The sequence below is a fragment of the Streptomyces sp. SDT5-1 genome (genome assembly GCF_052245995.1).
GTDB lineage: Bacteria > Actinomycetota > Actinomycetes > Streptomycetales > Streptomycetaceae > Streptomyces.
The window spans coordinates 38,620-57,942 of the sequence record NZ_CM125963.1; the positions used below are offsets into that span (position 1 = coordinate 38,620).

Sequence of the window (19,323 nt, forward strand, 5' to 3'; positions counted from 1 at the left end):
CGGTTTCTCCGTTCCGGCGCGCCGTGCGGCGCTTCCTCGACGTCCTTGCCGTACAGGGCTGTTGGAGGTCGCCGCGGCGCAGGGCCGCGGCGTCGGATCAGTGCGCGCGCACGCCGAACACGGCGCGCGCGGTACCGAGCACCACGTCGGCGTACCGCCGCGGCGTCATGCCGCCTCTCGCCGCCACCGCCATGTCGCAGCCGTCGACGAGGACCGCGACGGAGGCGATCGCGGTGTCGACGGGGACGACGGGCGCGAAGTCGCCTTGGGCGATGCCGTCCTCGACGATGCCGGTGAGCAGCGCGAGCCACTCCTCGTGCACGGCGCGCACGCCGTCACGCAGCGCGGGGTGGCGGGCGGCGCTCGCGCAGAACTCGGTCCAGGTCGCGCACCGGCGCTCCAACTCCGGGTCTCCGGTGAGGGCTTCGACGAGCAGCTCGAAGCGGTGCCACGGGTCGGGTTCGACGGCGGCGGAGGCCCGCCAGCGGGCGATCAGCTGCTCGATGGACCACTCGAAGGCCTCACGGAAGAGGTCGTCGCGTGTGTCGAAGTGGTGCTGCAGCGCACCGATGGACACCCCTGCGGCGCGGGCGACGTCGCGCAACCGGGCGGCGTCCAGGCCGCGTTCGGCCAGCACCCGGGCGGCGGCCCGCAGCACGTCCTCACGGTCGACCACGAGCTCTCCCCCTCGCTGATGACGTCTCGGCGCTGAAGGGGCGCCGCCACGAAATAATAATGCATTATTGTGAGCTGTCACACACCCCTTCGCGTCAACTCCCTTCCTCGGGCGCCCACTTCGACGCACTGGGACGCCTGACTTGCCTCGGTTGACGGGAAACAGTCCGCTTCGCACCGAGCCGACACAGCTCGAACACAACCCCTACGATGTTCGGCCGTGCCCCGCACCCGAATGTGAAGGACCCGCATGGCGTCCCCGTCCCGCCGCTCCGCCGGAAGGCGCCGCAAGCCGCGCACCTGGCCGGTCGCACGGCCCGGCGGCCGCCGTTCCGGCGCGCTCGCGGCCGGGGGCGTGCTGCTCGTCGCGGGCGCGGTCGGCGGCACCCTCCTCGCCATGAACGGCGACGACCCCGCGTCCCTGACCGCGCGCTATCAGGGCACCGCGACCTCGCCGCACACCTTCAGCGGCCGGTACGTGCTCCACAACGAGGGCGGCTCGCCGGCCTCCGACTGGACACTGTCCTTCACGTTGCCGAAGGGCGCCCACCTGACCTCCCTCACGCACGCGCGGTACACCGTGCAGGGCCGGCACGTGACGGCCGAGCCGCGCCAGGGCGCCACCCCGCTCGCGGCCGGGAAGTCCGTCACCCTCGCGCTCGAGGCCCGTACGACGTCGGGGGCGCGCCCCACGGACTGCTCGGTGGACGGCACACCCTGCACCATTGGCGCGATACCCACAGCCCAGGCGCCGTCACCCACCCCCTCCCGCACACACCGCCCGAAGCCGACACACTCCGCCACCCCGCCGAAGCCGCCGGTGTTCGCCCCCTACGTCGACACCTCCCTCTCCCCCGCCTTCGACCTGCCGAGGTCGGCCCGCGCCACGGGCGTGAAGACGTACACCCTTGCCTTCGTGAAGCCCAAGGGCGACTGCACCCCGCAGTGGGGCAAGGCCACGCTCGACGGCGACCCGGTCGCCGCGAAGATCGGCGCGCTGCGCTCCGCGGGCGGCGACGTACGTGTCTCGTTCGGCGGCCAGAGCGGCAACGAACTCGCCCGCACCTGCACGTCCGCGTCCCGCCTCGAGGCCGCGTACGAGAAGGTCGTCGACCGGTACCGCCTCACCAAGGTCGACTTCGACATCGAGGGGGACGCGCTCACCGACCACGCGAGCGTGGAGCGCCGCAACCGGGTCGTCGCCGCGCTGCAACGCCGCCATCCCGGCCTGGACGTGTCGTTCACACTGCCCGCGCTCCCCCGCGGCCTGACGGCGGACGGCCTCGCCCTGCTGCTCGACGCCAAGAAGAAGGGCGTCGACATCGGCGCCGTGAACGCCATGGCCATGAACTTCGGCTCGTCGTCCGCCCCGCACCCCCGCGGCCGGATGGGCGCCTACGCCATCGACGCGGCGCAGGCCACGCACGCCCAGCTCAAGTCCATCGTCGGAGGCTCGGACCGTGCGGTGTGGAAGCGGGTCGCCGTCACCCCGATGATCGGCGTCAACGACGTCGACGGCGAGGTGTTCACGCTCGCCGACGCCGCCGAACTCGGCCGGTTCGCCAGGTCCAAGGGCCTCGCCTGGCTCTCCCTGTGGTCGGCCACCCGCGACCGCGCGTGCCCGGACGGCCCGGGCGGCCCGGCGGCGGCCACGTGCAGCGGGATCAAGCAGCGGAACGGCGCGTTCATGAAGGCCTTCGCCGCACACGCCCGCTGAGCGTCACCGGCGCGCTCGCGGCCGCCCCCGATGCGCCGCGATCAGGTCCCGATACCAGTGATAGCTGTCCTTCGGGATGCGCCGCTGCGTAGCGTAGTCGACGCGGACGAGGCCGAAGCGCTTCGCGTAGCCGAGGGCCCATTCGAAGTTGTCGAGGAGGGACCACACGTAGTAGCCGCGGACGTCGACGCCCGCGTCCATCGCCGCGCGCAGGGCCGTGAGGTGGGTGTGCAGGTAGGTGATGCGGTCGGTGTCGTGGACGGCGCCGTCGGAGGCGATCTCGTCGTGTTCGGCGGAGCCGTTCTCGGTGATGTGGAGGGGCGGGAGGGCCGTGCCGTAGTGGGACTTGAGCGAGGTGAGGAGGTCGGTGAAGGTGTCGGGGGCGACCGGCCAGCCCATCGCCGTGCGGCGGGCGTTCGGGTAGGGGCGTTCCTCGTAGCGGTTGTCGGTGGCGACGCGGCGGGCCGGGTCCGGCTCGCGGTGCGGGGCGTCGGCGACGACGATCGGGCGGTAGTAGTTGACGCCGAGGAAGTCGAGGGGCGCGCCGATGAGTTCGAGGTCGCCCTCGCGGCGGAAGTCCTCGGCGGCGATCAGTTCGCCCCACGTTTCCTGCTCCGTCGTCGGGTAGCGGCCAGCGAGGAGTGGTTCCGTCCAGACGAGATTGTGCTGGGTGTCCGCGCGGACGACGGCGGCGCGGTCGGCGGGCGTGTCGGTGGCGGGGAGGTTGCGGTCGAGGTTGAGGGTGATGCCGGCCTCGCGGACGCCGACCGCGCGCAGGGCCCGCATCGCCAGGCCGTGGCCGACCAGCAGGTGGTGGGCGGCCGCGAGCGCGCCCGTGCCCTCCTGCGCACCGGGGGCGTGGCGGCCCACCGAGTAGCCGAGGAAGGCGCTGCACCAGGGTTCGTTGAGGGTGATCCAGCGCGGGACGCGGTCGGCGAGGTGGTCGGCGACGAGCGCGGTGTACTCGCCGAAGCGTTCCGCGGTCTCCCGCACGCGCCAGCCGCCCCGGTCCTCGAGGGCCTGCGGGAGGTCCCAGTGGTAGAGGGTGGCGGCCGGTTCGATGCCCGCCTCCAGGAGCTCGTCGACCAGGCGGGAGTAGAAGTCGAGGCCCTTCTGGTTGGCCGGGCCCGCACCGGTCGGCTGGATGCGCGGCCAGGCGATCGAGAAGCGGTACGAGTCGACGCCGAGGTCGCGCAGGAGTGCCACGTCCTCCGGGTAGCGGTGGTAGTGGTCGCACGCCACGTCGCCGGTGTCGCCCTCTTGGGTGCGGCCCGGTGTGTGGCTGTAGGTGTCCCAGATGGAGGGGCCGCGGCCGTCCTCGGTGGCGGCCCCCTCGATCTGGTACGAGGCGGTGGCCGCGCCGAACACGAAGCCGTCGGGGAAGGTGGGCGATTCGGGCATGCGGTACCTCACTTGACGGACCCGCCGGTGATCCCGGCGGCGATGTACTTCTGGGCGAGCACGAGCAGCACGGCCGCGGGGATCGCCGACAGGACCGACGCGGCCATCACGGAGCCCCAGTCGCCGACGTGCGCGCCGATGTACTGGTAGATGCCGAGCGTGACCGGCTTGACGTCGTCGGTGGTGTTCAGCGTGAGCGCGAACATGAAGTCGCTCCACGCGTACAGGAAGGAGAACAGGCCGGCCGTGATGAGGGAGTTGCGGCTCATCGGGAGGACGACCTGGAGGAAGGTGCGCAGCCTGCCCGCGCCGTCGGCCTCCGCGGCCTCGATGACCTCCTTCGGGATCGCCACCATGAAGGAGCGCATGAGGACGATGGCGAAGGGGATGCCGAGCGAGGCGTCGGCGAGCATGAGGCCGAAGTAGGAGTTGACCAGGCCCAGGTCGACGTACGCGCTGTAGAGGGCGTTGGCGATGACGATGCCCGGCACCATCTGGGTGATGAGCGTGCCGAAGACGATCGTGCGGCTGCCGGGCAGTCGGAACTGGGCGAGCCCGTACGCGGCGGGCGCGGCGATCGCCAGGCAGATGGCGACGGCGCCGAGCGCGACGGCGAGGGAGGTCAGCAGGTGCCCGCCCTGTTCGGTGATCGCCGATGTGAAGCCGGAGAGGTCGAGCGACTTGGGGACCGGCGCCACCTCGAGCAGCCCCGACTCGGGTTGCAGCGCCGTGTTGATCATCCAGTACAGCGGGAACAGCATGACGCCGAGGACGAGGAGTCCGACGACGGTGGCGCCCCAGCGGCGCCCGGAGGCGGTGGTGGTGGCCATGCGGGTCACTTCCCCTCGGCGCGGTTGGCCCGCAGGTAGAACACCGCGAAGACGGCGGAGATGAGGATGAGGACGTTGCCGACGACGGCGCCCGCGCCGAAGTCGAGCTGTACGAAGGAGTTCTGGTACGTGAGGGTGCCGAGCGTCTGCGTGGAGTCGGCGGGGCCGCCGTCGGTGAGGGCGAGGATCAGGTCGAGGATCTTGACAGTCGACATGAAGCCGAGGACGAGCACGACGGTGATGACGGGCTTGAGGAGCGGCAGGGTGATCGAGCGGAAGGTGCGCCAGGCGGAGGCTCCGTCGAGCGACGAGGCCTCGTACAGCTCCTTGGGGATCTCCTGGAGGCCGCCGTAGAGGATCACCATGTTGAACGGGATGCCGATCCAGATGTTCACCATGATCACGGAGAACAGGGCCATGCCGGGGCTGGTCAGCCAGGGTGTGTGGCCGTCGAGGCCGAGGAGTTGGGCGAAGGAGTTGAGGACTCCGGTGTCCTGGTCGAGGATGCGGCGCCACACGATGCCGGAGACGACCATCGGGACGAGCCAGGGCAGCAGGATGAGGGAGCGCAGGAAGCCGTTGAGCGGGAATTTCTTGGTGAAGAAGACGGCGAGCGCGAGTCCGATGCCGAACTGGCCGACGAGGGAGCCGATGGTGAAGACGATGGTGTGCCACAGCGCCTTGCCGAAGAGGTCGTCGTGGAAGACCTTGGTCCAGTTGTCGGCGCCGTTGAAGGGGGCCTTGCCGTCGAAGAACGTCGACGGCGAGAAGTCCTGGAAGCTCATCACGACGTTGCGGACGAGCGGGTAGCCGAAGAACAGCAGCATGAAGACGACGGCGGGGGCGATGAACCCCCACTGGCCGAGCCGGCGGCGGCGCCGGGCGCGGACCGGGTCGTTCTTCGCCGGAGCCCTCGTGGTCGTGGCGGCGGGTGCGGTGGCCGTGGTGGTCGACATGGTGGTGGCTCCCCCTCAGTTCCCGCTCGTGGCGCGGGCCTGCGCCCGCTTCAGGGCGGCCTCGCTCGACTGCCCCGTGAGCGCGGACTGGAACGCGCTCTGGAGGGCGAGCGACACGGACGACCAGCGGGCGCCGACCTTCGCGGTGCGGGAGCGGGCGGTGGCCACCTGGTCGGCGAGCGCGTCGAGTTCGGGCACCTCCTCGCGCCAGGTGGCGGCGGCCTTGGCGTTGGCCGGGACCATCCAACTGTTGCGGGCGTACGTGATCTGCTCGCGCTCGGACGCCATGCAGCGGATGATGCGCGCCGCGGTCTTCTGGCGGCCGGTGTCCTCGGTCCTCGGGACGGTGAGGACGGCGCCGCCGAGCGGTCCGACGGACTTCTCGCCCCGGCGCGGCACGGGGATCTGCGCGATGCCCCAGTGCAGGTTCTTCTTGGTGTTCAGGGTCTCCACCTGCCACGGGCCGTTGATCATCATGGCGGCGTTGCCCGCCATGAACTGGTCGTTGACGTCGGCCTGGGTCCAGTTGACGGTCGACTTGGAGAGCGAGCCGTCCTTGATGAGGCTCTTCCAGTAGTCGAGGGCGCCCGCGACCTTCGGTCCGGCGAGGTTCGTCTCGTCGCCGCCGTTGGACCACATGAACGGGGCGAACTGGAAGACGCCGTCCTCGGCTCCACCCGCGCTGAGGGCGATGCCGTACTGGCTGCCCTGGGTGAGCTTCTTGGCGGTGTCGCGCATCTCGGCCCAGGTGGTGGGGACGTCGAGGCCCGCCTTCTTCAGGATGTCCTTGTTGTAGAAGAGGGCGAGGGTGTTCACCGTGCGCGCGGCCCCGTAGTAGGTGCCCTTGTACGAGCCGAAGTCGACGATGCCCTTGGGGATGTCCCGCGTGGACAGGCCCAGCGAGCGCAGGTCGACGAGGCCGCCCGCCTCGGCGAAGGTCGGCATCTCGGAGGCGTCGAACTGGATGACGTCGGGGAGCGACTTCGACGACGCCATGCGCAGCGACTTCTGCATGACCTGCGCGGCGGGCACGCTCTGCTGCTCGATGGTGAGGCCCAGCTTTGCACTGCAGCGCTTGAGCGTCGCGGCGTCCCAGCCGTGGTACGAGGCGTCGGTCGAGGAGTTGAGGACGGTGAACACGGCGGGGTCGCGCTGGGCGGCGCAGCCGCTGAGCGCCGCGCCCGCGACGAGCGCGGAACAGGCGGTGAGTGCCGCGGTGGTCCTTCGGCCGCGGCGGCCGGCGCGGGGGCGCGGCTCGTCCGGTGGAAGTGCTGCTGTCACGGTGGATGCCCTTGCCTGGTGGGTGTGGCCGGCCCCGGCGGAACTCCCGTGTCCCGGCGGGGTCTTCGCGTGGCTCGCTGCGGCTCCGGCCTGCGCCGCACACGCGGATCGCATTTGTATTCCGCCATGACTAATACGCCATCAAGCGCTTCGACACCACCCCTTGTCATCGACTTTCCGGCCTCGTGCACGTCCTGCTACACACCGTGGACGACGGAATCGAAGCGCTTCGACGATTCGTTCTCCGAACCTCTTGATCTTTCGAGGGGCATGGGCTCAAATGCGGTCTACGGGCGCTCCGTCCACGCCCGCCGCCCACCCCGAGGAAGATCATGAAGTTCACCGACGGTTTCTGGCTGATGCGTGACGGGGTCGAGGCCTCGTACGCCACCGAGGTCCGTGACCTGCGGGTCGACGCCGACCGGTTCACCGCGTTCGCCGCCGTCAAGCGGGTCGAGCGGCGCGGCGACACCCTCAACTCCCCGCTGCTGACCGTCGACTGCTTCACCCCCGCCGAGGGGATCATCGGCGTCCGCGTCACGCATCACGCGGGGAAGCTGCGGCCGGGGCCCGAGTTCCGGCTGGCCGGCGAGGGCGCGGGCTCCGTGCGCCGCGTGCGCCGCGACGGCTCCCTGGTCGAGCTGTCGACCGGTGCGCTGTCGGTGTGCCTCGACGAGGCCGCGCCCTGGCAGTTGACGTTCCGGGACGCGGACGGCCGCGAGGTCACGTCGTCGGGCCGCAAGGGCACCGCCTTCTTCCGCACCGGCGACGGCGGGCACCACATGGCGGCGCAGCTGTCGCTCGGCGTCGGCGAGCAGGTGTACGGCCTCGGCGAGCGCTTCACGCCGTTCGTGAAGAACGGCCAGGTCGTCGACATGTGGCAGGCCGACGGCGGCACCAGCAGCGAACAGGCCTACAAGAACGTGCCGTTCAGCCTGCACGTCTCCCCCGCCGGCGCGTACGGCGTGTTCGTGGCGCACCCGGGCCGGGTGTCGTACGAGGTCGGCTCGGAGTCGGTCGGGCAGCTGCAGTTCAGCGTCGAGGACCAGACGCTGGAGTACTACGTCGTCGCGGGCCCCACCCCGAAGGACGTGCTGCGCCGCTACACGGCGCTCACCGGGCGTCCCGCGCTGCCGCCCGCCTGGTCGTTCGGGCTGTGGCTGACGACGTCGTTCACGACGCCGTACGACGAGGCGACGGTGACGTCGTTCGTCGACGGGATGGCGGAGCGGGGCATCCCGCTGAGCGTCTTCCACTTCGACTGCTTCTGGATGCGCGAGTACCAGTGGTCGGACTTCGCGTGGGACCCCGCGGTCTTCCCCGACCCGGAGGGCATGCTGGCCCGGCTCAAGGAGCGCGGCCTGCGGATCTCCGTGTGGATCAACCCGTACATCGCCCAGAAGTCGGCGCTGTTCGACGAGGCCGCCGAGCACGGCTATCTGGTGAAGCGGGCCAATGGCGACATCTGGCAGTGGGACCTGTGGCAGGCGGGCATGGCGCTCGTCGACTTCACGAACCCCGAGGCCCGCGCGTGGTTCCGCGCGAAGCTCAAGGTGCTGCTCGACCAGGGTGTCGACTGCTTCAAGACGGACTTCGGGGAGCGCATCCCCACCGACGTCGTCTGGCACGACGGCTCCGATCCGGAGCGCATGCACAACTACTACACGCACCTCTACAACCAGGTCGTCTTCGACCTGCTGGAGAAGGAGCGCGGCCGCGGCGAGTCCGTCCTCTTCGCACGCTCGGCCACGGCGGGCGGGCAGCAATTCCCGGTGCACTGGGGCGGCGACTGCTGGTCGTCGTTCGGGGCGATGGCGGAGTCGCTGCGCGGCGGACTCTCGCTGTCCCTTTCGGGCTTCGGGTTCTGGTCGCACGACATCGGCGGCTTCGAGGGCACCCCCGACCCCGCGGTGTTCAAGCGCTGGCTGGCCTTCGGCCTGCTGTCCTCGCACAGCCGCCTGCACGGCTCGTCGTCGTACCGGGTCCCGTGGGAGTTCGGCGACGAAGCGGTCGACGTGGCACGGGAGTTCACCCGCCTCAAGCACCGCCTGATGCCGTATCTGTACGGTGCCGCGACCGAGGCGCACACCACGGGTGTGCCCCTGATGCGCCCCATGCTGCTCGACTTCCCCGACGACCCCACCGCCCGGATCCTCGACCGCCAGTACATGCTCGGCCCCGATCTGCTGGTGGCGCCGGTGTTCTCGGCGGACGGCGACGTCGAGTTCTACGTCCCCGAGGGCACGTGGACGCACCTCCTGACCGGGGAGCGGGTTCAGGGCCCGGCGTGGCGCCGCGAACGCCACGCCTTCGACAGCCTGCCGCTGTACGTCCGTCCTGGCGCGGTCCTGCCGCTCGGCGCGGACACCTCGCGCCCGGACGGCGACTGGCTCGACGGGCTGACGCTGCTGGCCACCCCCGACGCGGCCGATGTCACGGTGACCGTCCCCGACCCGCACGGCGCGGTGGCGGCGACGTACCGGGTGGTGCGGAACTCCGCGACCGGGGCCGTGTCGGTCGAGGGCGGGTCGGGTGAGGTGACGGTCGAGGGGCTCTGACGGCGGCGAGGGGCGTTCCCCGCATCGACCCCGTCAGTGCAGCGCCAGGAACGGGGCCGAGGCCAGCAGGAAGGCCACCATCGCGTACTTGAGACGGTGGGCAGGGAGGGCGTGGGCGATGCGCCAGCCGACGACGACGCCGATCAGCTCCGGGACGCCCACGAGGGCCGCCAGGGGCCAGTCGACCGAGCCGTGCGCCACGTACGCCACCGTGCCCGCGCTCGCGATCACGATCGACTGGGCCTGCGCCGCGGCCAGCGACGACAGCACCGGCAGCCCGGCGACGACGAGCAGCGGCACGCTCAGCATGGGCCCGCCGAGCCCGAACAGGCCCGCCACCACCGCGACGACGGCGCCGATGAGGGCGGTGCGTACCAGTGGGATGTGCGTGCGCCCGGCGTCCTGCACGGCACGTCGGTCGCGGACCCACACCAGGACGCCCGTGACGACGACCGCGCAGGCCAGGAGCATCCCGAAGCCCCGCCCCGCGACGAGGGTGTTGCACAGGACGCCCAGCGGCGCGCCCACGAGGGCAACGCCCGCGAGGACGGCGGCGCAGCGCCGTGTTCCGGGGTCCTTGAGCTGACCCGAGCGCGCGTACACGGCCGTGCCGAGCAGGCCGGTGGCGACGTGGGTGACGATCGCGGTGCCGGCCACTCCGGACGGTGTCAGTCCGGAGAACAGGAACAGGCCGATGGTGGGCAGCACGCCGCCGGGCCCGATGGCGGTGATGCCGATGCCGCCGACAAGTCCCGCGACGGCCAGGAGAACGAGGTGCGTCGTGTCCGGAGTCATGTGTGGTCGTCGATCCTTCTGTCCTGGTTCCTCATCCCGCTGTCCTGGTCCCTAATCCCTCGGCAGCACCGCGCGCAGCGCGAACCGGTCGGCGCGCACCCGCAGCGACTCGGCGTCGACGGGACGGCCGTCCGCGAGCCTGGTCAGGCGGTCGATGGTGAAGAGGGCGGCGCCCTCCGCGACGTCGAGCAGGCGCGCGGTGTCCGGGTCGGCGGTGACGGCGTGCACGGTGACTTCGGCGCTGCCGAGCCGGATGCCGCTGGTCTCCTCGATGAGCGCGAACAGGTCTCGGCCCGCCAGATGGCGGTCGAGCAGCGGACGGCCGATGTCGGGGGCGAGCCATGTCGAGTCCAGGGAGAGCGGGGTGCCGTCGAGGGACCTCAGGCGTTCGATGTAGACCGCCTCCGCGCGTTCCGGGAGGTCGAGGCGTTGCGTGATGGCGGGCGGTGCGTACGGGACGACGCGTGCCTCGCGGACCTCGTTGGTGACGGTGCCGTACGCGGTCAACTCCTCGGCGAGGCCCACGAGACGGGCGAGTCCGTGTCCTGCCTTGTGGCCGGTGATGACGGTTCCGATGCCGCGCCGCCGTGTCACGACGCCCTCGTCCCTGAGCAGGTTCAGCGCCTCGCGCACGGCGTTGCGGGTGGCGCCGAGGGACCGGCCGAGGGTCCGTTCGTCCGGCAGCACACCCTCGTACGCGCCGTCGACGATGCGCTGGCGCAGCACGTCGGCGACGCGGCGCGCCCGGTCGGCCCGCGTTCCGTCCCGGTGTTCCATGCCGGCCCCTTCCCGGTGTCGGTGGCTGTTGTCCGTGTGACGGCCGACCGTACGCCCTTGGAAGTTTCGCGGGTGTTACGCCACCCCTCCCGACCTGGGCAAACGCCTGACCTGCGGCGCAGCGGGCGAGGCCGGTGGCAACGCCGGTCACGGACACCTCAACTGCCTCATGGGGAACGCGCCCAGCTGCTCCCCGGCCAACCGCACACCCGGGCAGACCGGCCGCTCCTTCGAGGGATTCACGCTGGTCGAGCCGGGTTTGACGTCGGTGTCACAGTGGTGTCCCGGCGTCGAGGGCGATGCGCTCCCCTACCCCGTCAGCAGCTCCGGTGGCATCGGACGCAAGCCCTGATTGGGCGTCAACATGCCAACTCCCGTACCGTAAAAGGAGACCGATCTGTGCTGACCTGCCACGCGATGGGCACCCGTGTGAGTACCATCCGGCCCTACAGCACACATGCACACACCGACAGATCACTCCTTGCCACGAAAGCGAGACACCATGTCGGACACCACCCCGCAGACCGAGCTCAAGGCCCGCTACGCCGACCGGATCGCGGACGACATCGCGCACAACGAGAACGAGTTGAAGCGGATCAGCGAGGAAATCGCCGCGCTGCAGGCCGAGTTGGGCACCCTTGAGGAGAACAGGGCGCTCCTGGAAAGCATGTTGAAGTCCCTCGGCAGCGGCGAACTCCCGCCCCTGCCCGAGCCGCCCGCCCCCGCGAAGGCGGCCGGCAAGGCGGCGGCCCGCCTCCCCCGCCAGAAGACCCGGGACACCGCGACCGCCAAGTCGGCGCAGCCGAAGAAGGCCCGCGAGGCGACCGCCGCCTCGGCGAAGACGGCGAAGCCCGCCAAGGCGGCCAAGTCCGCGAAGGCCACCACGCCGAGCGCCAAGGCCGCAGCCTCCACCACCCCCGCCGCCCCTGCCGCGAAGAAGGCCGCGCCGCAGGGCTCCACGCTCGTCGAGCTCATCGTGTCCCAGCTCGACGCCGAGACCAGCCCGCGCTCCGCCGCCGAGATCACCTCGACGCTCCAGAAGGCGTACCCCAAGCGGGAGTTCAGCACCAAGGTCGTCCGCAACACGCTGGAGGCCCTGGTCGCGAAGGCCCGCGCCGAGCGCACCCGCCAGCAGCGCTCGGTGTTCTACGTCTCCGCGCCCGGCTCCGCCGCGCCGGCGAAGCAGGCCCCCGCGAAGCAGGCCGCGGACGCCAAGAAGGACACCAAGGCGGACACGAAGGCCGCAGCCGGCAAGACCTCGGAGAGCAAGGCCGCGGACAAGGCCGGGCAGAAGGAAGGCGCGGCGTGACACCCCGCCCGGCGCCCGCGCGATGAGTTTCGATCGCCGTGGCAGTCTCACAGTTGTCGATCACGTAGGAGGCATTCGTGAAGCAGCAACTGCTGAGGGTCCAGAACTTCAATGTGTCCGCGGACGGCTTCGGCGCCGGTGAGGGCCAGAGCCTGGAGCGGCCCTTCGGCCACGCCGACCCGGGGCAGATGTTCTCCTGGGCCGGGGCCACGGCGAGCTGGCCCAATCGCACGGATCCGGGCGGGTCCCGCGGTCTGGACGACTATCTGACGCGGGACTTCGGCAACAACATCGGCGCCGAGATCATGGGCCGCGGCAAGTTCGGTCCGCAGCGCGGACCGTGGCAGGACCACGAGTGGCGTGGCTGGTGGGGCGAGGAGCCCCCGTTCCACACCCCCGTGTTCGTCCTGACGCACCACACACGGCCGTCGTTCACGCTGTCGGACACCACGTTCCACTTCGTCGACGCCGACCCCGCCACCGTGCTCAAGCAGGCCAGGGTGGCGGCCGACGGCAAGGACGTCCGGCTCGGTGGTGGTGCCACCACCGTCCGCGAGTTCCTCGAGGCCGACCTGGTCGACACCCTGCACGTGGCGGTCGCGGAGGGTGTCACGCTCGGCGCCGGGTCGAAGCTGTGGGACTCCCCCGACGAGCTGCTCGACCGGTTCCACTGCGATGTCGTGCCGAGCCCCACGGGCGCGGTGCGGCACCACCTGTTCTGGCGCAAGTGATACCGCACCGCCTCCACTGAGTCCCGCGGTCAGTGGCCGCGGGCGTGGAAGGGCTCGGGTTCGATGAGGACGCAGCGCGTTCCGGTGTAGATGGTCGGCATGCAGCGGTTGCAGTGGATGCACAGCGAGTGTGTCGGCCGGTCGGCCGCGCGGTCCTCGGCGAAGCGGTGGACGAGGTCGGGTTCGCGCAGCAGTGCGCGGGCCATGGCCACGAACTCGAAGCCCTCGGTCATGGCCCGCTCGGCGGTGGCCCGGTCGGCTATGCCGCCGAGGAGGATGAGCGGCAGCTTCAGGGCGGCCCTGAACTGGCGTGCGTACGGCAGCAGGAACGCCTCCTCGTAGGGGTAGGCGCGGATGAACCTCTTGCCGACGCGTTCGATGCCGAACCGCTGCGGCTGCGGGAACGTGGCGGCGAACTGGCGCACGGGCGCGGCCCCGCGAAACAGGTACATCGGGTTCAGGAGCGAGCTTCCCGCGGTGAGTTCCAGGGCGTCGACGCTGCCGTCCTCCTCCAGCCAGGCGGCGGTGCGCAGGCTCTCGTCGAGCCAGATGCCGCCGGACACCCCGTCGTCCATGTTGAGTTTCGCGGTGACGGCGATCTCGTCGCCGACCTCGTCGCGCACCGCGCGGGCCACGCCGCGTGCCACCTTCGCGCGGTTGGCGAGGGTGCCGCCGTACTCGTCCTTGCGCTTGTTGAGCTTCGGGCTGAGGAAGGCGCTGGCCAGGTAGTTGTGGCCGAGGTGGATCTCGACGGCGTCGAATCCGGCCTCGACGGCGGTGCGGGCCGCGCGGGCGTGGGCGCGGGTGACACGGGCGATGTCGTCGCGGGTGGCCGGGCGGGCGAAGCGGAACGACTGGAGGTTCAGGAAGCGGCTGGGCGCGAGCGCGGGCAGCCCGTTGGACACCGGATCGGCCACCGGGCCTGCGTGCCCGATCTGTGCCGACACGGCGGCGCCCTCGGCGTGCACCGCGTCGGTGAGGCGGCGCAGTCCTGGCACGGCCTCGGGCCGCATGAAGATCTGGTCCCGTTCGGTGCGTCCCTCGGGGGCGACGGCGCAGTACGCGACGGTGGACATGCCGACGCCGCCCGCGGCGGGGCGCCGGTGGTACGCGATGAGCTCGTCGCTCACGAGGGCGTCGCGCGTGACACCTTCGAAGGTGGCCGCCTTGATCACCCGGTTGCGCAGGGTGAGCGGGCCGAGCCGGGCCGGGGCGAGCAGGTCGGGAGCGGAAGGGGCTTCGGGGGCGGAGTCGGCTGTGCTCATGGCGGTGCAACTCCTCAACGGTCGGGGGCTACGGGGCGTCGAGTCCCGCCGTGACGTAGGCGATGACGGCCTCGACGGGCGGGCGGGGTGTGCCGCCCAGTTCGGCGGTGGCCGGTTGCGGCTCGCCGTAGAGCTGGAGCAGCAGGTCGAACGTCATGCGCAGGCGGTGTGCCGCCTGGGTGCGGGAGAGGTCGGGGCGGGCGGCGCGCAGCAGGTCGCGCCAGGGGCCGTGGCCGAACCACCGCTCGTCGAAGGGGAGGTCGCGGCGGCGCAGCACGACGCGGGCGAGCAGGTGGAGCAGCATCCGGCCGTGCGGTGTCGCGGTCAGGGCGTCGAGCGGGCGCACGAGGACGTCGACGAACGCGGCGACACTCGGGGTGCCGGTGTCGGCGACGGCGGCGAGCGGCTCCGCCCACAGCGGGCCGAGTCGGCTCTGGAGCAGCGCCGCGACCAGGTCCTCCTTGGTGCCGAAGTGGTAGTGCACGGCGGCCGGGTTCATGCCCGCCGCCGCGTTCACGGCGCGGACCGACACCTGCTCGTACCCCTTGGCGAGGAAGAGCCGTTCGGCGGCGTCGAGGAGGGCCGCCCGCGTGGCGTCGGTGGGCATGGGGCACAGGACAGCACGGCGCGGCACACTTTTCAATCAGTGATGGAAAACTTTCCGGCGGTCACTCGTCACCCGAACCGGGGTCGACAATGTCGTACGAATGCGGCGAAACCGTTAGACCCCGCGATCACCGGGGGATCCGGTTCCCATGGACATCGGATACACGTTGATGACCGAGCAGGCCGGACCGCGCGAGCTGGTGGGGCATGCCGTCGGGGCCGAGGAGACGGGGTTCGACTTCTCGGTGACCAGCGACCACTACTTCCCCTGGCTGCGCTCGCAGGGCCACTCCCCGTACGCCTGGAGCGTTCTCGGGGCGGTGGCGCAGGCGACGTCGCGGCTGCCGCTGATGACGTACGTGACCTGCCCGACGTTCCGCTACCACCCGGCGGTGGTGGCGCAGAAGGCGGCCACGATGCAGCTGCTGTCGGAGGGCCGCTTCCGGCTGGGGCTCGGCTCGGGCGAGAACCTGAACGAGCACGTGGTGGGCCGCGGCTGGCCCGCTGTGGACGTGCGGCACGAGATGCTGGAGGAGGCCGTGACGATCATCCGCGGCCTGTTCGACGGCGGGCACCTCACACACCACGGCAAGCACTACGACGTGGAGTCGGCGCGCCTGTGGGACCTGCCCGACACCGCCCCGCCGATCGGCATCGCCGTGTCGGGCGAGCGGTCCTGCGAGCTGGCGGGCCGCCTCGCCGATCTGCTGATCGCCACCGAGCCCAAGCCGGAGCTGGTGTCCGCGTTCGACCGGCACGGCGGCGAGGGCAAGCCGCGCATCGGCCAGCTGCCCGTCTGCTACGACGTGGACCGCGGGGCCGCCGTGGCGCGTGCGCACGACCAGTTCCGCTGGTTCGGCGGCGGCTGGAAGGTGAACTCGGAGCTTCCGCACCCCGACTCCTTCGCGGGAGCGACGCAGTTCGTGCGGCCGTCCGACGTCGCCGAGTCGATCCCCTGCGGTGACGACGTCGACGAGTTCGTGAAGGCGGCTCAGCCGTTCGCGGACGCCGGGTTCACGGGGCTCGCGCTGGTGCAGATCGGCGGGGACGCGCAGCGCGAGTTCCTGGAGTGGTCGTCGGTGCGGCTGCTGCCGGCGCTGCGCGAGGCCTTCGGCTGACCGGGAGACGATCGTGCCCGCACCCTCCTCCGACGGCTCCGCGCTCGTCGTGATCGACATGATCAACACGTACGACCACGCCGACGCGGAGCTGCTGCTGCCCGCCTCCCGTGCCGTCGTCCCCGCCATCGTGGATCTGCTCGAGCGGGCGCGCGCCGCGGGCGTCCCGGTGATCTACGTCAACGACAATTTCGGCGAATGGCGCTCGCACCACGGAGAGCTGGTGGACACGGCGCTCGCCGGTCCGCACGCGGATCTGGTGGAGCCGCTGCGCCCCGACGACGACTCGCTGTTCGTCGTCAAAGCCCGTCATTCGATCTTCTACGAGACCCCGCTCGCGTATCTGCTGTGGGAGCTGGGCGTCGGACACATCGTGCTGTGCGGGCAGGTGACCGAGCAGTGCGTGCTCTATTCGGCGCTCGACGCGCACATCCGCCATCTGCGGACCACGGTGCCGCACGACGCGGTGGCGGCCATCCACCCGGAGCTCGCGCAGGCGGCTCTCGAGATGATGCGGCGCAACATGGGCGCCCGCATCGTGGCGGCCCCGGACGTGACGTTCGAGGCCGCCGGCTGAGACGAACCTCAGCGTACGAGTGCGTACACGCCCCAGCCGAGGAGGAACAGCACCACGATTCCTGTCAAGATCGCGGTGCCGCTCCCCGGCCGCGCCGAGCGTTCGCGCTCGAGTTCCTTCTCCTTGATGAACGCCTTGGTGTCTGCCTCGGTGCGGGTGCGCACCCACGCGCTTCCTGGAGCGAACATTTCCGTCTTCCTCCCCGTTGTCGACTGATCACGAGCCTCACCGATCGGGGGCGGATCAAACGTTTCCCGCGCCGCGCAGCTGGGCCAGGGACGACGGGTTGAGGGGGCGCGGCGGGGTGTTCTCGGCCGTGTCGACGAGGACGACGGTGCGGGCGCAGGCGTGGGTGAGGGCGGTGGTGAAGCTGCCGTCGGCGAACTGGGCGAGCGGGCCGCGCGGCGAATGCCCGACGGCGACGACGCGGGCCCCGACCTCCTCGGCGTGCCGGGCGAGGGCGCGGCCCGCGGCGGCGTGGTCACCGACGCTGGTGAGCACCTGGCCCGTCGCTGCGACGCCCTGTCCCGCGAGTCGGTCGAGGTGGGCGGTGACGGCGGCGCGGGCCTGCGCCAGGTCCTCGGTGTCGGTGGCCTGGTCGTCGACCACGGCGGTCTGCTGGACGTGGACGACCTCCAGCGGGCCGCCGGTGTCGCGGGCGAGGCGCGCGGCGGCGTCGACGATGGCGGGTGCCCTGTCGTGGTCGCCGACCGCGACGACGACGCGCGGCGCGGTGTCCCGCGCCGGGGCACCGACGGGCGTGAACGACGGCCGCACCGGCTCGCTCTCCGCTCCCCCGGACTCGGCCCTGCGCAGCAGCCGGTGGCCGCTGGCCAGGACGGGGATGGCGAGGAGGAAGGTGCCCGCGGCCAGGTAGAAGGGCACGCTGAGGTCGGTGGCGTCGGCGAGCTTCCCTGCGACGTAGGGCGCGAGGCCGCCGCCGATGAACCGCAGGAAGCCGTACGCGGAGGAGGCGACGGGGCGCTCCACCGGGGAGACGAGCATGACGGCCTGAGTGGTGAGCGTGTTGTTGATGCCGATGAAGGCGCCGCTGACGATGACGGCGACGATCACCACGGTGGGGGTGGCGACGCCCGCGGCGATGACCGCCATGACGACGCCGAGGCAGAACAGGTTCGCGTAGAGGACGGCGGCGGTGCCGTACCGGGCCTGGAGGCGGGGTGCGAAGAACACGCTGAACAGGGCGACGAGCAGGCCCCAGCCGGTGAAGACGAGGCCGAGTTCGTGGGCGTCGAGCTCCATGGGGTACGGCGCGTAGCCGAGCATGGTGAAGAAGCCCCAGTTGTAGAGCAGCGCCATGATGCCCATGGTCAGCAGGCCGCGGTGGCGCAGGGCCCGGAGCGGGGCGAGCGGCGACGTGATCCTCTTCGGTCTGGGCAGGTCGGGGACGAAGGCGATCGTGGCGGCGAGGGCGATCGCCATGAGGACGGCGACGCCGAAGAAGGGGCCGCGCCAGCTGATCGCGCCGAGTTCGCCGCCGAGCAGCGGGCCCACGGCGATGCCGAGGCCGAGCGCGGTCTCGTAGAGGATGATCGCGCCGCCGAAGCCGCCGCTCGCGGAGGCGACGATGACGGCGAGGGATGTGGCGATGAACAGGGCGTTGCCGAGTCCCCAGCCGGCGCGGAAGCCGACGATGCCGTTGATGGAGCCCGTGGCGCCTGCGAGCGCCGAGAAGACGACGATGACGCTCAGGCCGATGACGAGGGTGCGCTTGGCGCCGAAGCGGCTGGAGAACCAGCCGACGACGAGCATCGCCACGGCGGTCACGATCAGATAGCTGCTGAACAGCAGGGACACCTGGCTGGGCGTGGCGTGCAGGCTCTCGGCGAGGGCGGGCAGGATCGGGTCCACGAGACCGATGCCCATGAACGAGATGACGCAGGCGAACGCGACGGCCCAGACGGCCTTGGGCTGCTTGAAGGGGCTCGCGGTCTTCGACTCACGCTGATCCATGCAGCCATCATGTATTTACGTGTAAGGCGAAACAAGATGCGTGCGGGCGCCACTCCCCGCAGGGGGCGGCGCCCGCACGGCGACGGCTCAGGCGGCGCGCTTCGGCAGCTTCCAGTTCGGCCGCGGGAAGTGGCAGGTGTAACCGTCGGGGTAGCGCTCCAGGTAGTCCTGGTGCTCCGGCTCGGCCTCCCAGAAGTCGCCGAGCGGCTCGACCTCGGTCACGACCTTGCCGGGCCACAGACCGCTCGCGTCCACGTCCGCGATGGTGTCGACCGCGACCTCGCGCTGCGCCTCGTCCGCGTAGTAGATCGCGGAACGGTAGCTGCGCCCCAGGTCGTTGCCCTGACGGTCCTTGGTGGTCGGGTCGTGGACCTGGAAGAAGAACTCCAGGAGGTCCCGGTACGTGATCACCGACGGGTCATAGACGATCTCGATGGCCTCGGCGTGGTCGCCGTGGTTGCGGTACGTGGCGTTCGGCGTGTCACCGCCGGAGTAGCCCACGCGCGTCGACAGCACGCCGGGGCGCTTGCGGATCAGGTCCTGCATTCCCCAGAAGCAGCCGCCCGCCAGCACTGCCTTCTCGGTCTTCTCCGACATACGCCACTCCCTGCACTTCCTGACACGACCAACGGATCCAACGAGTGCAACAGACCGGGACCCGCAGATCTTCCAGCTTAAGGTGAGCCCCTAAAGCGAGGCTATCGACCCCCATAAGCCTGCCTTATGTGCCCATAGACCGGACCCGCCTACTTG

18 protein-coding genes are annotated in these 19,323 nt (G+C 71.1%); 6 read left to right on the forward strand and 12 right to left on the reverse strand.

The window, feature by feature from the left end:
• Positions 1-97: 97 nt before the first annotated feature.
• Positions 98-676 (reverse strand): TetR/AcrR family transcriptional regulator, encoded by a 579-nt coding sequence (locus ACTWJ8_RS00200; RefSeq protein ID WP_356382638.1) that lies wholly within the window; start codon positions 674-676, stop codon positions 98-100.
• A gap of 396 nt (positions 677-1,072) precedes the next feature.
• On the opposite strand from ACTWJ8_RS00200, the gene ACTWJ8_RS00205 reads away from it, so the two are divergent.
• Positions 1,073-2,392 carry a glycoside hydrolase family 18 protein gene (locus tag ACTWJ8_RS00205; protein ID WP_443265143.1) on the forward strand — a complete coding sequence of 440 codons (1,320 nt, stop codon included), beginning with the start codon at positions 1,073-1,075 and terminating at the stop codon, positions 2,390-2,392.
• 3 nt (positions 2,393-2,395) lie between these two features.
• Here ACTWJ8_RS00205 and ACTWJ8_RS00210 read toward each other — a convergent pair whose 3' ends face one another.
• Genes ACTWJ8_RS00210 through ACTWJ8_RS00225 form a run of 4 tightly spaced genes read right to left on the reverse strand, consistent with a single transcriptional unit; the run spans position 2,396 to position 6,860 of the window.
• Positions 2,396-3,793 (reverse strand): GH1 family beta-glucosidase, encoded by a 1,398-nt coding sequence (locus ACTWJ8_RS00210; protein WP_443262286.1) that lies wholly within the window; start codon positions 3,791-3,793, stop codon positions 2,396-2,398.
• Positions 3,794-3,801: 8 nt separating this feature from the next.
• Positions 3,802-4,623 carry a carbohydrate ABC transporter permease gene (locus tag ACTWJ8_RS00215; protein WP_356382629.1) on the reverse strand — a complete coding sequence of 274 codons (822 nt, stop codon included), beginning with the start codon at positions 4,621-4,623 and terminating at the stop codon, positions 3,802-3,804.
• A gap of 5 nt (positions 4,624-4,628) precedes the next feature.
• A complete protein-coding gene (locus ACTWJ8_RS00220; RefSeq protein ID WP_443262287.1) occupies positions 4,629-5,579 on the reverse strand; it encodes a carbohydrate ABC transporter permease in 951 nt (316 codons plus the stop codon).
• A gap of 15 nt (positions 5,580-5,594) precedes the next feature.
• Positions 5,595-6,860 carry an ABC transporter substrate-binding protein gene (locus tag ACTWJ8_RS00225; RefSeq protein WP_443262289.1) on the reverse strand — a complete coding sequence of 422 codons (1,266 nt, stop codon included), beginning with the start codon at positions 6,858-6,860 and terminating at the stop codon, positions 5,595-5,597.
• Positions 6,861-7,192: 332 nt separating this feature from the next.
• Between ACTWJ8_RS00225 and yicI the strand changes: the two genes are divergently transcribed.
• Complete coding sequence (yicI, locus tag ACTWJ8_RS00230) at positions 7,193-9,418, forward strand: alpha-xylosidase (RefSeq protein ID WP_443262290.1); 2,226 nt, start codon at positions 7,193-7,195, stop codon at positions 9,416-9,418.
• A 33-nt stretch (positions 9,419-9,451) separates the two neighbouring features.
• On the opposite strand, the gene ACTWJ8_RS00235 is transcribed toward yicI, so the two are convergent.
• Both ACTWJ8_RS00235 and ACTWJ8_RS00240 read right to left on the reverse strand, forming a co-directional pair.
• Positions 9,452-10,213 (reverse strand): sulfite exporter TauE/SafE family protein, encoded by a 762-nt coding sequence (locus tag ACTWJ8_RS00235; RefSeq protein ID WP_443262292.1) that lies wholly within the window; start codon positions 10,211-10,213, stop codon positions 9,452-9,454.
• A 51-nt stretch (positions 10,214-10,264) separates the two neighbouring features.
• The gene (locus ACTWJ8_RS00240) at positions 10,265-10,990 is read right to left on the reverse strand and encodes a GntR family transcriptional regulator (protein WP_443262293.1); all 726 of its coding nucleotides are present in this window, start codon (positions 10,988-10,990) and stop codon (positions 10,265-10,267) included.
• Positions 10,991-11,492: 502 nt separating this feature from the next.
• Between ACTWJ8_RS00240 and ACTWJ8_RS00245 the strand changes: the two genes are divergently transcribed.
• Both ACTWJ8_RS00245 and ACTWJ8_RS00250 read left to right on the forward strand, forming a co-directional pair.
• Positions 11,493-12,299 (forward strand): hypothetical protein, encoded by an 807-nt coding sequence (locus ACTWJ8_RS00245; RefSeq protein ID WP_356382612.1) that lies wholly within the window; start codon positions 11,493-11,495, stop codon positions 12,297-12,299.
• A 77-nt stretch (positions 12,300-12,376) separates the two neighbouring features.
• Positions 12,377-13,030, forward strand: coding sequence for a dihydrofolate reductase family protein (locus ACTWJ8_RS00250; protein ID WP_356382609.1), 654 nt, complete (start codon positions 12,377-12,379; stop codon positions 13,028-13,030).
• 29 nt (positions 13,031-13,059) lie between these two features.
• On the opposite strand, the gene ACTWJ8_RS00255 is transcribed toward ACTWJ8_RS00250, so the two are convergent.
• Both ACTWJ8_RS00255 and ACTWJ8_RS00260 read right to left on the reverse strand, forming a co-directional pair.
• Positions 13,060-14,295, reverse strand: a complete 1,236-nt coding sequence (locus ACTWJ8_RS00255; RefSeq protein ID WP_443262294.1) for an NADH:flavin oxidoreductase — start codon at positions 14,293-14,295, stop codon at positions 13,060-13,062.
• Between the two features lie 28 nt (positions 14,296-14,323).
• Complete coding sequence (locus tag ACTWJ8_RS00260; protein WP_443262295.1) at positions 14,324-14,902, reverse strand: TetR/AcrR family transcriptional regulator; 579 nt, start codon at positions 14,900-14,902, stop codon at positions 14,324-14,326.
• Positions 14,903-15,050: 148 nt separating this feature from the next.
• Here ACTWJ8_RS00260 and ACTWJ8_RS00265 point away from each other — a divergent pair, with 148 nt between their 5' ends.
• Both ACTWJ8_RS00265 and ACTWJ8_RS00270 read left to right on the forward strand, forming a co-directional pair.
• Positions 15,051-16,019 carry an LLM class F420-dependent oxidoreductase gene (locus ACTWJ8_RS00265; protein WP_443262296.1) on the forward strand — a complete coding sequence of 323 codons (969 nt, stop codon included), beginning with the start codon at positions 15,051-15,053 and terminating at the stop codon, positions 16,017-16,019.
• Positions 16,020-16,032: 13 nt separating this feature from the next.
• Positions 16,033-16,596, forward strand: a complete 564-nt coding sequence (locus ACTWJ8_RS00270; protein WP_443262297.1) for a cysteine hydrolase family protein — start codon at positions 16,033-16,035, stop codon at positions 16,594-16,596.
• Between the two features lie 8 nt (positions 16,597-16,604).
• On the opposite strand, the gene ACTWJ8_RS00275 is transcribed toward ACTWJ8_RS00270, so the two are convergent.
• The 3 genes from ACTWJ8_RS00275 to msrA all read right to left on the reverse strand — a co-directional run bounded on the left by ACTWJ8_RS00275 (position 16,605) and on the right by msrA (position 19,167).
• Positions 16,605-16,784, reverse strand: a complete 180-nt coding sequence (locus ACTWJ8_RS00275) for a hypothetical protein (protein ID WP_356382595.1) — start codon at positions 16,782-16,784, stop codon at positions 16,605-16,607.
• A gap of 55 nt (positions 16,785-16,839) precedes the next feature.
• Positions 16,840-18,570 (reverse strand): MFS transporter, encoded by a 1,731-nt coding sequence (locus ACTWJ8_RS00280; protein WP_443262298.1) that lies wholly within the window; start codon positions 18,568-18,570, stop codon positions 16,840-16,842.
• 87 nt (positions 18,571-18,657) lie between these two features.
• Positions 18,658-19,167, reverse strand: a complete 510-nt coding sequence (gene msrA, locus ACTWJ8_RS00285; RefSeq protein ID WP_356382590.1) for a peptide-methionine (S)-S-oxide reductase MsrA — start codon at positions 19,165-19,167, stop codon at positions 18,658-18,660.
• Positions 19,168-19,323 lie beyond the last annotated feature (156 nt).